Source organism: Arcobacter lacus (assembly GCF_003063295.1).
GTDB lineage: Bacteria > Campylobacterota > Campylobacteria > Campylobacterales > Arcobacteraceae > Aliarcobacter > Aliarcobacter lacus.
Genome location: NZ_MUXF01000005.1, coordinates 137,648 through 150,551, shown reverse-complemented (window position 1 = coordinate 150,551; position 12,904 = coordinate 137,648). Strand labels below are relative to the sequence as shown.

Sequence of the window (12,904 nt, the reverse complement as noted above, 5' to 3'; positions counted from 1 at the left end):
AAGAATTTATGATTGAACTATATCTCCACCTACTTGAGCAAACTGCAATAATTTTGCAATAGAAACAGCACGATCAGCTATTTTTTCTAATCTTCTTAAACTACTTAAAATATCAAAATATTCTTTTGATAAATCAAGTTTTTTTGTAATTAGTTTTAAAATATTTTTTTCTATCATCAAATATAAATCATCAGTTTTACTCTCTTCAACAACAACTCTATGATATTTTTCTTCGATTTGTTTTTCATCATGTTCATCAATAATAGAAGTTGCCGTTTGTAAAGACAATAATGCTGATTTTAAAAGAGGAATCGCATATTCTAAAATAATAGCTGTATCCAAATCTTGTGAATAGGATTTTTTAAACATTTTTGCAAAATCTTTTGCATTTGAACCTGTTCTTACAAGTTCATTTGTAATCTTTAAAAAAGACACCAATCTTCTTAAATCTTTTGCTTCTGGTGAATATAAAGCTAAAGTTCCAACTATAATGTTATCAATTTCATTTGATTTTAATAAAATCTTTTTTTCACTAATTTCAACATTGCTTAAATCTTCAATTCTTCTATCATTTAAAGCTTTTAGACAAATTTCTAATGCTTCAATAACTGATACTCCAATTTGTTGAATCTCTTCTTTAATATTTTGTAATTTTGTTTCATATGGTTTTAACATTATCCAAATCTCCCTGTGATGTAATCTTCTGTTTTTTTATTATGTGGATTAACAAAAATAGTTTCTGTTATATCATACTCTATTAGTTTTCCTAAATGGAAAAATGCCGTATAATCTGCAACACGCGCTGCTTGTTGCATATTGTGAGTTACAGTAATAATCGTATAATCTTGTTTTAAATCAAGCATAAGTGCTTCTATTTTTTCAGTACTTATTGGGTCAAGTGCAGATGTTGGTTCATCCATTAAAATAACTTCTGGACGAACAGCAATTGTTCTAGCAATACAAAGTCTTTGTTGTTGGCCTCCTGAAAGTGAAGTTCCTGGTTGTGTTAATTTATCTTTTACTTCATTCCAAAGTCCAGATTTAATAAGTGAGCTTTCAACTAACTCATCACACTCTTTACCTTTTTTTACAATTCCATGTTTTAGTGGAGCATAAGCTACATTGTCATAAATTGATTTTGGAAAAGGATTTGGTTGTTGAAAAACCATTCCTATTTTTTTTCTAACACTCACCTCATCAACATCTTTGTCGTAGATATTTTTATTATCTATTATTATTTGACCATCTATTTTAACTATTGGAATTAAATCATTCATTCTATTTATACATCTTAAAAATGTTGATTTTCCACAACCTGATGGTCCAATTAATGCTGTGATTTTATTTTCAAATAAACTAACATTGATATCATGTAAAGCTTGATTTGAGCCATAAAATAGATTTAAGTTTTTTGTATCTATTTTAATTTTATTATCTGTATTCATTTTTATTTTTTCCTTTTACCATTTTACTTCTAATTTTTTTCTAAGATAAATTGCTATTGCATTTAATGAAATTAAGATTGTTAATAAAACCAAAATTCCTGCTGCTGTTTTTTCTATATACATACCTTCTGGCATTCCTGCCCAAGTAAATAGTTGTGCTGGCATAACTGTTGCAGCTTGAGTAACCATCGTTGGAGCATCAGGAATAAAGGCTATCATTCCAATAATAATTAAAGGAGCTGTTTCTCCCATAGCTTGTGCTAAACCAATAATTGAACCTGTTAAAATTCCAGGAAATGCTAAAGGTAAAACGTGATCTCGTGTAACTTGGATTTTATTTAATCCTAAACCATATCCAGCTTGTCTTATACTATCAGGAACTGCTCTAAGTGCCGCTCTTGAACTAACTATTATAATTGGTAAAGTCATAAGTGCTAAAGTTAAACCTCCAACTAAAGGTGAACTTCTTGGCATTCCAAAAAGGTTTATAAATATTGCAAGTCCTAAAAGTCCAAATAAAATAGATGGAATAGCTGCAAGGTTATTAATATTTATTTCAATAAATCTTGTAAATTTATTATCACCTGCAAACTCTTCAAGATAAATAGCTGTCATAACTCCAATTGGAAATGCTACAAGCATTGTTATAATCAAAGTTAAAATCGAACCAACAACTGCTGAAAAAATTCCTGCATATTCAGGTATTTTTGAATCACCATTTTTGAAAAATATTGCATTAAATTTTTTTTCAATTAAACCTTGAGAATATAATTCATCTACAATAATTATTTCTTTATCTTTTAGATTATTATTGTGATTTTTTATATATTGATCAACTTGGTCATCAGCTAAAACCCAAAGGTTTTGCGTTGTATTCATATAATCTGGATTTTCTTTTAATAAATTAGGAATATCTCTAAGCCAAGCTCTTGATACAATATCTCTATATTTTTTATCAACTGCAAATCTTGTATCTTCTAAAGATTTTTCACTAAATGTTACATCTACTTTTACATATGCAACATTAAAAGCTGGTACTCCTTTAGTAATCATATCGAAAAGGAAAAAAGCTAAAAATGCAATTGAAAATATCAAAGAAGTAAGTGTAAATTTCTTAAATCTAGCTGCACTTGTATGTCTACTTTTTAGTGTTGGATCATAAAATGGATTATTTTGTTTATTTTTTTTCTTTTTTATCATAATGTATTCACTTTATATTTTTCTTTAAATTTTCTTATCATTGACAATGAAATCATATTTAAAATCAAAGTTACAATAAATAACATCAATCCTAAAGCAAAAGCAGAAAGAGTTTCAGGCGAATTAAATTCAAAATCTCCAACCAAAGAGTTTACTATTGTAACTGTAACCGTCGTCATGTCTTCAAGTGGATTCCAAGAAAGATTTGGTCTTAAACCTGCTGCCATAACAACAATCATTGTTTCACCAAGAGCACGTGAAAGAGCTAAAAGTGAAGCTGAAATAATTCCTGGCATTGCTGAAGGTAAAACAATATTTTTAATAGTTTCACCATGTGTCATACCAAGTCCAAAAGCTGCTTTTCTTTGAGAATCAGGAACTGCTTTTATAACATCATCAGAAAGTGAAGAAACTAAAGGAATAATCATAATTCCCATAACAACTCCAGAAGCTAATGCGCTATTAAATGTAGCTTCTAAACCAAAAATTGCTGCAACTTTTACAACAAATGGAGCCACTGTAACAGCAGCAAAAAATCCATAAACAACAGTTGGAATACCAGCAAGAACTTCTAAAAGTGGTTTTAAATAATCTCTTAATTTTGGACTTGCATATTCACTCATATAAATCGCACTTCCAAGACCAATAGGAATTGCCACAAGTAAAGCTATAATTGTTATTACAAATGTACCTGCAAAAATTGGTAATGCACCAAATTGACTTCCTGCAACTCCTGGACTCCAAACTGTTCCAGTTAAAAAGTACCAGAAACTTCTTAATTTAAAAAACTCTATTGCTTCAAATAAAATCGAAAACAAAATTCCAAAAGTAGTTAATATTGAGATTGCAGCTGCGAATATAAGTGCAATTTTTATTAATTTTTCGTTGAGTTCTCTTTGTTTTTTTCGTGATTCAAAACTATTCAACCCTTTTGCCTTTATGCTAATTTTCATAAAATTCTAAAGGAAGTTGATTACAAAATAGTTACAAAACACTATAAATAGGTTTTTTTGAATTTTTTGAAGCTTTTTTCACTATATTTAAAGTGTTATCAAAATTTGAAATGTCAGATTTTGAATTTATCTCTATAATCGCAGCTGAAACAGATAGTAATTCAAATCTTCTTTTTTCATTGAATCTATCTTTTGAGATAATAAAACCATTTTTTTTATCCTCTTTTGAATAGATATTTTTTGCACTATTTCTAAATTCATCTTGTACATTTGACGTCAATTCAAATACATCTTCTTTGTCTTTATTTTTTAGTCCAACAAAAAAATCATCTCCACCAATATGTGCGATAAAAGAGTCTTTTGAATATCTTTTTTGCAAAAGTTCTGAGAATATTAAAATCGCCCTATCTCCTTGCCTAAATCCATAAATATCATTGAAAGGTTTAAAATCATTAAAATCAAAATAAATTATGTGAGTTATATCTTTTTGATTTTTCTTAAAACTTTTATCTATAAATTTTTCTATTTGATTATTTCCAGGGAGTTTTGTAAGAGGATTTTGATTTGTAGCAATTTCAATATTTCTTTTATAAGAAAGTGTTAATAAAGAGTTTAGATTTATAAATCCTATATATTTATCTGAAGATGTTATAAATATTCCCAAAGAGTTATTTGAATTTAGATTATAAATTTCTAAAATTTTATCAATTCCCCAAGAGATTTCAACACTTAAAGCTGGTTTTATATACTTTAATAAAGTTGATGAAAATGTTCTATTTTGAGCTAAAGATAAACCATATTGAGAGTAAGATATTTTTTTTATATCACTTTCATAAATTATTCCTAAAAAATTTCCAAATTCGTCAGTTATAGGTACAAAATGGCTTTTAGTATTTTCTTTGAAATGCAAAAATAAATCATATAAAGAGGTATTTACATTTAAAGGTAAAATATTTTCTATAAATTTTTCATCAATAAAATTATTTTGGCTTGCTCTTTTATCTTCAGATATCAAAGAGCAAATATTATTATAAATCTTTTCTATTTTATCAATATTTGTTGTTGGTTTTTGAACTAAATATCCTTGTATAAAATCTGCTCCAATATCTTTACAAGTATAAAACTCTTTTGCTGTTTCTATACCTTCTGCAATTACTTGCATTCCCATAATATGAGCCATTTCAATTATCGAGGAACAAAAAAGTTTTTTCTTAGAGTCTTGGTCAATATTTGTAATAAAAAATCTATCAAGTTTTATAATATGTGCTTCACTAAAATACAAAAGTTTAAGTCCTGATACACCTATTCCAAAATCATCAATAGCTATTTTGTAACCACTTTCTTTATATCTTTGTAACATTGTTGATAAAGCATTTTGCTCTATTGCTGTACCTTTTTCACTTAATTCAAAACAAATACTATCTTTGTTCAAGTTATACTTTTTTAGTATTTTTGCAGTATTTCCTTGAGAATAATTTTTGTTATAAATTATTCTATTATCTAAATTATAAAAAAGTTTCAAATTGCTTTGTTTTATTTTTGCAAATTTACTTATCGCTTTTTCTCTTAGCTGTAAATCCAATTCATACAAATAATCATCATTAAATGCTAAATCAAATAAGTCATCAATACTCATCAATCCTGGTATTTCATGAACATTTCTAAGTAGTGCTTCAACAGCATAAATTTTGCCACTATGAGAGTAAATTATAGGCTGAAAAGCATAATCTAATTTTTCTATTATTTCAGTCCAATTTGGCATGAGTTTCCTAAATGAAGTTTTTAAAAAGAGTAAATAAAAAGAAGTTATAACTTCTTTTTATTTTTTGTTTTAGTGTTTTAATTCTTCTATTGTTAATTTTTCACTATTTAGAACTTTATTTCTTGCTTTACTTCTTACATCACTTGTTAAAGGGATAAGTCCAAGTTCACTTAAAATTCCATTATCACCTATCATTTTTTCAGACATAAAAAGATTTGTATACTCTTTTAAAGCTGGAACATCTTTAGAGTGTTGATTTTTGATATAAAAATACATAGATCTAGCAACTGGATATTTTCCACTTGCAATAGTTTCAACTGTTGGTGAAATATTATCAACTGTAATTCCTAAAACTTTATCTTTATTTTCTGCTAAGAATGAATATCCAAAAATACCAATTGCAGCTTCATTTTTTGTAAGTTTTTGAACAATTAAGTTATCATTTTCACCAGATTCTACATAAACTCCATCAGTTCTTATAACAGAATATGCTTTATATTTTTTGTTAGCATTTTCATCTTTTTTAAATAAATCAGTATATACTGGCATTTTTTCAAATACATGTTGTAATACTAACTCTTCAAAAGAGTCTCTTGTACCAGATGATTTTGGTGGTCCGTAAACAATAATTTCTCTATTTGGTAAAGATGCATCAATATCTGACCATTTTTTATATGGATTTTTGATTAATGTTTTACCATCTTTTGATGGAACTTCTTCAGCAACTGCTAAAGCTAATTGCTCTTTTGTTACATTAAAACTTTTTACTTTTGTTGATTGAGCAATAGCAATACCATCAAATCCAATTAATGCTTCAGTTATATCTGTAACACCATTTTCTTTACAAGTTTCAAACTCTTTGTCTTTCATTTTTCTTGAAGCATTTGCAATATCTGGAGTATTTAAATCAACTCCTGCACAAAATAGTTTCATTCCACCACCAGTTCCAGTTGATTCTACAACAGGAGTTGGAAATTTTGTTGTTGCACCAAATTCTTCAGCCACTGAAGATGAGAAAGGATAAACAGTTGACGAACCAACTATTTTAATTTGATCTCTTGCACTTAATGTAGTTGTTAATAATGCACTTGCTATTAAAGCCATAGATGTTTTTTTGAAAGTCATTTTTATCTCCAATAAATTTTTATACATTGGAAGTTTAATAACTGTTGATTACATTTTGGTTACTATAAGATTTTTTGTGAGATTTTATTTAATAAAAAAGCTAATAGATTTATAATCCATTAGCTTCGATAAGTTTAGATTGATGATCAGCAATAAGAGGATCAATTACTTCACCAAATAAACCATCATTCATGATGTAATCAAGTCTATATAAAGTCAAGTTTATTCTATGGTCACTAATTCTATTTTGTGGATAATTATATGTTCTAATTCTTCCACTTCTATCACCAGTACCTACTTGTTCTTTTCTTGTAGCACCTTCTGCTTCCATTTTCTTTTCCATCTCAATTTCATAAAGTTTTGCTTTTAAAACTTTTAAAGCCCTATCTTTATTTTTATGTTGAGATTTTTGGTCTTGGTTAGTAACTACAATACCAGATGGAATATGAGTGATTCTAACAGCCGAGTCTGTAGTATTTACAGATTGTCCACCATTTCCACTAGCTCTCATAACATCAATTTTTAAATCATTTTCATTTATTTCGATTTCAACATCATCAACTTCTGGCATAACTGCAACAGTAATTGCTGAAGTGTGAACTCTTCCTTGAGATTCAGTAGCAGGAACCCTTTGAACTCTGTGTGTACCACCTTCAAATTTTAATTTTGAATATACATGGTCACCTTTTACAAGAATAACTATTTCCTTGTAACCACCAGATTCGCTATCGCTTGAACTCATTATTTCAACTTTCCAACCATTATTTTCTGCATATCTTAAATAAGCTCTAAATAAATCACCCACAAATATAGCAGCTTCATCACCACCAGTTCCAGCTCTTAATTCCAAATAGATATTTCTATCATCATTTGGATCTTTTGGAATCATTAGAACTTTTATCTCTTCTTCTAATTCTGGTTTTCTTGTTTCTAACTCTTTTAATTCTTCTTTTGCTAAATCACCAAGTTCAGGATCATCTAACATAAGTTTATTTTCTTCGATATCTTCAAGTACTTTTATATACTCTTTTGCTTTAGAAACAATAGGTTGAATGCTTGATTGTTCTTTTGATAAATCAGTCATTCTTTTTATATCACTAGTTATTTCAGAAGACATCAATAATTGATTGATTTCTTCGAATCTATTGATAAATGGTTGAAGTTTGTCTTTTAACATTAATTATATAGCGTTTACTTTTAATTGTAATCTACTTACTTTTCTAGAAGCAGTACCTTTTTTCAAAATACCTTTTGAAACGCAGTGGTGGAAATATTGATTTGCAGCTTTCATAGCTTCAACAGCTTTTTCTTTATCAGCAAGTTCTACTGCAGATAATACACTTTTTGTAACATTTTTGATTCTTGTTTTGTAGAATCTATTTCTTTCAGTCTTAACAACCGTTTGTCTAGCTCTTTTTTCGCAAGATTTATGATTTGCCATTTTATTTAACCTCTTTGTAAAAATTTAAAGGATAGAATATTACCCAATATAACTTAAATTGAGTTTAATTTTAGGAAGATTTAATGAAACTATTCGGAACTGATGGCGTTAGAGGAAAAGCTGGTGATTTTTTAGATGCAATCACAGTTTTAAAATTGGCAAAAGCTGCGGGAATTTACTTTAGAAAGCACTCTACAACAAATAAAATACTTGTAGGAAAAGATACAAGAAGAAGTGGCTATATGATTGAAAATGCCCTTGTTAGTGGATTAACTGCTGTTGGATATGATGTTATACAAATAGGACCAATGCCAACTCCAGCAATTGCATATTTAACTGAAAGCATGAGATGTGATGCTGGAATTATGATAAGTGCTTCACACAATCCTTTTGAAGATAATGGTATAAAATTTTTCGATAATCATGGAAATAAATTAAATACAACTTGTGAAGAAGAAATCGAAAACATATTTAATGATATGGATTTAATGCAAAGCGAACAAGTTACTGGTAGAGATATTGGTTCTTCAAAAAGAATTGATGATGTTATCGGAAGATACATAGTTGCAATTAAAAGTTCTTTTCCTAAAGATTTAACACTAAAAGGTTTAAGAATAATTCTTGATTGTGCAAATGGTGCTGCTTATAAAGTAGGTCCAACAATTTTAGAAGAGTTAGGTGCAGATGTTATAACAATAAACAATAAACCAAATGGTTTTAATATAAATGAAAATTGTGGAGCAATGCACCCAGAAGCTGTTTCACACTTAGTAAAAGAGTATCGAGCAGATATTGGACTTGCACTTGATGGTGATGCTGATAGATTGGTTGTGATTGATGAAAAAGGTGAAATTGTCGATGGAGATAACCTTCTTGGAGCATTGAGTGTTTATTTAAAAAATGAAAATCTTTTAAAAGGTGATGCTTGTGTAGCGACAGTTATGTCAAATAAAGCATTAGAAGACTATTTACAAAAAAATAAAATCTCTTTATTTAGATCAAATGTTGGTGATAAATACGTTTTAGAAGTTATGAAAGAAAAAGGTATAAATTTTGGAGGAGAACAAAGTGGACATATAATCTTCTCTGATATTGCAAAAACTGGTGATGGATTGGCTTCTGCTTTACAAGTTTTAGCACTAATTATAAAATCAGGTAAAAAAGCAAGTGAGATTTTAAATCCATTTAGTTTATACCCTCAAATTTTACATAATATGAAAGTTACGGAAAAAATTCCTTTAGAACAAATCACTGGACTAGAAGAAGTTTTAAAACCAATTAGACAAAAAGGTTTAAGAGATTTGATTAGATACTCTGGAACAGAAAATAAAATCAGACTTTTGCTTGAAGGTAAAAATAAAAAAGATGTAGAAGATGCAATGCAAACACTAATTGCATTTTTCAAAAAAGCCCTATGAGAAGAGAACTAAAACTAGCAGCAACAATATTTGTTGCTATTTTTATAATAGACCAAATCGTTAAGTTTGGATTTGCAAATTTAGCTTGGGATGTTGATGGACCATATATGTCTTTAAAACTTGCATATAACTATGGTGTAGCTTTTTCTATGTTTTCATTTTTAGATCAAAATCTAAAATACATCCAGTTAGTTATCGTGATATTAGCGACTTTATATTTACTGAAAAATAGAGATGTGTTCAAAGAGTATTACCTTCCAATTGCGCTTTTATATGCAGGTGGTTTGTCAAATATTTTAGATAGATTTACTTATGGTGCAGTTGTTGATTACTTCTATTGGCACTATGGTTTTGAATTTGCAATCTTTAATTTTGCAGATGTAATAATAGATTTAGCCGTAGTAATAATCATCTATAAACAGCTAAGACAATCAAAAAAAGATAAAGAGATAAAGTCTTAGTTTTGAATAGCTTTAAATAAATTTCGATATAATCCAAACCAAAGTCTAAAAATATATTAGGAAAAAATATGGGTCAAACAATAACAGAAAAAATTTTTAGTGAACATGTAGGGAAAAAAGTTTATGCAGGAGAAATCGTAAGAAGTCCAATTGATATGGTAATTGGAAATGATATTACAACTCCAATTTCAATTAGAGCATTTGAAGAGGGTGGCTTTGAAAAACTAGCAAATCCAGATGGTTTTGCGATAGTTTTAGATCACTTTATTCCAGCAAAAGATATAGCAAGTGCAAATCAAGCAAAAATCTCAAGAGATTTTGCAATGAAACACAATTTAAAAAACTTTTTTGATGAAAAAGATATGGGAATTGAACACGCACTTTTACCTGAAAAAGGTCTAGTAATCCCTGGTGATGTAATTATTGGAGCAGATTCACATACATGTACTCATGGTGCGTTAGGAGCATTTAGTACTGGTATGGGTTCAACAGATATTTCATTTGGAATGATTACTGGTGGTAACTGGTTTAAAGTTCCTGAATCAATCAAAGTTGTATTCAAAGGAAAACCAGCACCATTTGTAACTGGAAAAGATTTAATTTTAGAAATTATTAGAATTTTAGGTGTTGATGGAGCTTTATATAAAGCTTTAGAATTTACAGGTGATACAATCCAATATTTATCAATGGATGATAGATTCTCTTTATGTAATATGGCTATTGAAGCAGGAGCTAAAAATGGTATTGTTGCGTATGATGAAATTACAAAAGAGTTTTTAGATAAAGTTGGAATTGCAAATGGTGGATTAAGAGCTGAACCAAAAATTCACTACTCAGATGATGATGCAAACTATTGTCAAGTTATTGAAATAGATGTTGCTAAATTAGAACCAGTAATTGCATATCCTTTCTTACCATCAAATGGACACTCTGTTTCTCAAGCAGTTACTGATAACATAAAAGTTGATCAAGTATTTATAGGTTCATGTACAAATGGAAGATTAAGTGACTTTAAAATGGCTGCTGAAATTTTAGCTGGTAAAAAAGTTGCACGTCATGTAAGACTAATATTGACTCCAGGAACTCAAAAAATTCTTAGAGAAGCAACAAAGTTAGGTTATATTGATACTTTAGTTGATGCAGGTGCTGTTGTTTCAAATCCTACATGTGGAGCATGTTTAGGTGGATATATGGGAATTTTAGGAGATGGTGAAGTTTGTATTTCAACAACAAATAGAAACTTTGTTGGAAGAATGGGTTCAAGAAGTTCTAAAATTTATTTAGCAAATAGTGCAGTTGCAGCTGCAAGTGCAATTTCTGGATACATTACTGATCCTAGAAGTTTATAATATCTCAAAGGAAGAAAATCATTTCTTCCTTCTTTTTTAATCTCTTCGATAAAATCAAGTTATTCTTTATGACATTTACATATAAATATAATAAATTTATTTAATTATAAATTTTTTATAAATATTAATATTAAGATAAAATATAAATATTATTTATGTTATATAAAAAAATATTATGATTCTTATAACCAAACTACACTAATTCATAAGTTTGTTATTATATCTTTTTTGTTATCTTTAGTTATAAATTTTTTAAACTAAGGAAAGTAAAATGAAAAAGAATGAGCTAGATAAAGCTTTAGAAATATTTGACGCAGAAATAAAAAAAACTGGTCTATCAAGAAGAGAAGCTTTTAAAGTAGCAGGTTTAGGAGGAGCTGCATTTTTATTAGGTGGAAATGAAGCTGAAGCTGCAACTGTTGCAAAAGCAAGTGATGCAAAAGCAAAAATTGTTATTGTGGGTGGTGGATTAGCAGGTATTTCTACAGCTGCTAGATTAGTAAACTCTTTATCAGAGCCTGATATTACAATCATTGAACCAAATCCTAAGTCAGTTTCTTATCAACCAGGAACAACATTAGTTGCTTCAGGAGTTTATGCTTCAAAAGATGAACTTATGTATGAAACAAAAGATTATTTACCAAAAGGTGTAACATTAATAAAAGATAAAGCTGTTGATTTTAATCCTGAAGCAAATAAAGTTACTTTAGAATCAGGTGAAGTTTTATCTTACGATTTTTTAATTGTTGCTGCTGGAATTGTTTTAAATTATGGAGCAATTAAAGGATTGGAAGAAGTTGGAGAAGCATATAGTGTAGGTGATGCTTCAAAAATATTAAAAGTATTTGGTGATAGTGGAGTTACTTCTGTTTATAACATAGATTCTGCTGTAGAAATGTGGAATCAAATGCAAAAATTTGTTCAAAAAGCAAAAGATGGACAAAAAGTTAAAGGTGTATTTACTGATCCAAATACAGCAATTAAATGTGGAGGTGCTCCAAAAAAAGTTATGTATTTAACAAATGCAAGATTAAATGAAGCAAAAGCAAGAGCTAATGCAGAGTTAAACTTCTATGCAGATAGTGGTAAATTATTTGGTGTTAAAGAATATGCAGATGCTATCGAAAAACAATTTATTGCAAGAGATATGAAATGGAATTTTAATCACAATTTAATTGCTGTTGACGTTAAAAATAAAGTAGCAACATTTGATAAATATTGGCAAGAAAAAGGTGCTTTTGATAAAGATTTAGAAGAATATGAAATGGTTACAAAACATCAAAATGTTGATGTTCCTTTTGATTTCTTACATATTACTCCTCCTCAAAAAGCTCCAACTGAAATTGGAAATTCTGCTATTGGTTCAGATAAAGGTTGGATTCCAGTAAATAAAGAAACTTTACAACATGTTAAATATAATAATATCTTTGCATTAGGTGATATTGCAGCTGTTCCTATGGGAAAAACTGGAGGAAGTGTAAGAAAACAATATAAAGTATTAGTTGATAATTTAATTTCAGTTATGGAAGGTAAAGAACCAACTGCTAAATATGCTGGATATACTGTTTGCCCACTAATTACTGATATTGGTAAAGTTATGCTTGCAGAATTTGATTGGACAGCAAAACCAACTCCATCATTCCCTCTTGACCCAACACAAGAAAGATATATTTGGTGGTTACTAAAAGTTTATTTACTAAAACCTATGACTATTCACGGTATGCTAAGTGGTAAAGCATAGGAAACTCTT

12 protein-coding genes are annotated in these 12,904 nt (G+C 28.7%); 4 read left to right on the top strand and 8 right to left on the bottom strand.

The features are described 5' to 3' along the window. Positions 1-6: 6 nt before the first annotated feature. The 8 genes from B0175_RS04120 to rpsT all read right to left on the bottom strand — a co-directional run bounded on the left by B0175_RS04120 (position 7) and on the right by rpsT (position 7,926). A complete protein-coding gene (locus B0175_RS04120) occupies positions 7-675 on the bottom strand; it encodes a phosphate signaling complex PhoU family protein (protein ID WP_012011993.1) in 669 nt (222 codons plus the stop codon). Beyond that, the gene (gene pstB, locus B0175_RS04115; protein WP_012011992.1) at positions 675-1,445 is read right to left on the bottom strand and encodes a phosphate ABC transporter ATP-binding protein PstB; all 771 of its coding nucleotides are present in this window, start codon (positions 1,443-1,445) and stop codon (positions 675-677) included. Before pstB ends, B0175_RS04120 begins: the two co-directional genes overlap by 1 nt. 15 nt (positions 1,446-1,460) lie before the next feature. Then, the gene (gene pstA, locus B0175_RS04110) at positions 1,461-2,645 is read right to left on the bottom strand and encodes a phosphate ABC transporter permease PstA (RefSeq protein ID WP_108527407.1); all 1,185 of its coding nucleotides are present in this window, start codon (positions 2,643-2,645) and stop codon (positions 1,461-1,463) included. Further along, positions 2,642-3,571: a phosphate ABC transporter permease subunit PstC gene (gene pstC, locus B0175_RS04105; protein ID WP_108527406.1), complete on the bottom strand. Its 930-nt coding sequence runs from the start codon at positions 3,569-3,571 to the stop codon at positions 2,642-2,644. The genes pstA and pstC overlap by 4 nt, the downstream gene beginning before the upstream one ends. 58 nt (positions 3,572-3,629) lie before the next feature. Continuing rightward, on the bottom strand, positions 3,630-5,360 hold the full coding sequence (locus tag B0175_RS04100; RefSeq protein WP_108527405.1) for a GGDEF domain-containing protein: 1,731 nt from the start codon (positions 5,358-5,360) through the stop codon (positions 3,630-3,632). A gap of 69 nt (positions 5,361-5,429) precedes the next feature. Further along, positions 5,430-6,485, bottom strand: coding sequence for a substrate-binding domain-containing protein (locus B0175_RS04095; RefSeq protein ID WP_108527404.1), 1,056 nt, complete (start codon positions 6,483-6,485; stop codon positions 5,430-5,432). Between the two features lie 109 nt (positions 6,486-6,594). Then, positions 6,595-7,662, bottom strand: coding sequence for a peptide chain release factor 1 (gene prfA, locus B0175_RS04090; RefSeq protein ID WP_004510128.1), 1,068 nt, complete (start codon positions 7,660-7,662; stop codon positions 6,595-6,597). Between the two features lie 3 nt (positions 7,663-7,665). Then, complete coding sequence (rpsT, locus tag B0175_RS04085; protein ID WP_004510127.1) at positions 7,666-7,926, bottom strand: 30S ribosomal protein S20; 261 nt, start codon at positions 7,924-7,926, stop codon at positions 7,666-7,668. Positions 7,927-8,009: 83 nt separating this feature from the next. On the opposite strand from rpsT, the gene glmM reads away from it, so the two are divergent. From glmM to B0175_RS04065, 4 genes are all read left to right on the top strand, one after another. Then, a complete protein-coding gene (gene glmM / locus B0175_RS04080) occupies positions 8,010-9,344 on the top strand; it encodes a phosphoglucosamine mutase (RefSeq protein ID WP_108527403.1) in 1,335 nt (444 codons plus the stop codon). Beyond that, a complete protein-coding gene (gene lspA / locus B0175_RS04075; RefSeq protein ID WP_108527402.1) occupies positions 9,341-9,805 on the top strand; it encodes a signal peptidase II in 465 nt (154 codons plus the stop codon). The genes glmM and lspA overlap by 4 nt, the downstream gene beginning before the upstream one ends. A 68-nt stretch (positions 9,806-9,873) precedes the next feature. Next, positions 9,874-11,154: a 3-isopropylmalate dehydratase large subunit gene (locus B0175_RS04070; RefSeq protein ID WP_108527401.1), complete on the top strand. Its 1,281-nt coding sequence runs from the start codon at positions 9,874-9,876 to the stop codon at positions 11,152-11,154. A 271-nt stretch (positions 11,155-11,425) separates the two neighbouring features. Continuing rightward, the gene (locus B0175_RS04065) at positions 11,426-12,895 is read left to right on the top strand and encodes an NAD(P)/FAD-dependent oxidoreductase (protein ID WP_108527400.1); all 1,470 of its coding nucleotides are present in this window, start codon (positions 11,426-11,428) and stop codon (positions 12,893-12,895) included. Positions 12,896-12,904: the final 9 nt, after the last annotated feature.

What these genes read in the sequence shown, in the direction of transcription:
- B0175_RS04120 (WP_012011993.1), bottom strand. Translation starts at nt 675, where the DNA reads ATGTTAAAACCATATGAAACAAAATTACAAAATATTAAAGAAGAGATT.
- pstB (WP_012011992.1), bottom strand. Translation starts at nt 1,445, where the DNA reads ATGAATACAGATAATAAAATTAAAATAGATACAAAAAACTTAAATCTA.
- pstA (WP_108527407.1), bottom strand. Translation starts at nt 2,645, where the DNA reads ATGATAAAAAAGAAAAAAAATAAACAAAATAATCCATTTTATGATCCA.
- B0175_RS04100 (WP_108527405.1), bottom strand. Translation starts at nt 5,360, where the DNA reads ATGCCAAATTGGACTGAAATAATAGAAAAATTAGATTATGCTTTTCAG.
- B0175_RS04095 (WP_108527404.1), bottom strand. Translation starts at nt 6,485, where the DNA reads ATGACTTTCAAAAAAACATCTATGGCTTTAATAGCAAGTGCATTATTA.
- prfA (WP_004510128.1), bottom strand. Translation starts at nt 7,662, where the DNA reads ATGTTAAAAGACAAACTTCAACCATTTATCAATAGATTCGAAGAAATC.
- rpsT (WP_004510127.1), bottom strand. Translation starts at nt 7,926, where the DNA reads ATGGCAAATCATAAATCTTGCGAAAAAAGAGCTAGACAAACGGTTGTT.
- glmM (WP_108527403.1), top strand. Translation starts at nt 8,010, where the DNA reads ATGAAACTATTCGGAACTGATGGCGTTAGAGGAAAAGCTGGTGATTTT.
- lspA (WP_108527402.1), top strand. Translation starts at nt 9,341, where the DNA reads ATGAGAAGAGAACTAAAACTAGCAGCAACAATATTTGTTGCTATTTTT.
- B0175_RS04070 (WP_108527401.1), top strand. Translation starts at nt 9,874, where the DNA reads ATGGGTCAAACAATAACAGAAAAAATTTTTAGTGAACATGTAGGGAAA.
- B0175_RS04065 (WP_108527400.1), top strand. Translation starts at nt 11,426, where the DNA reads ATGAAAAAGAATGAGCTAGATAAAGCTTTAGAAATATTTGACGCAGAA.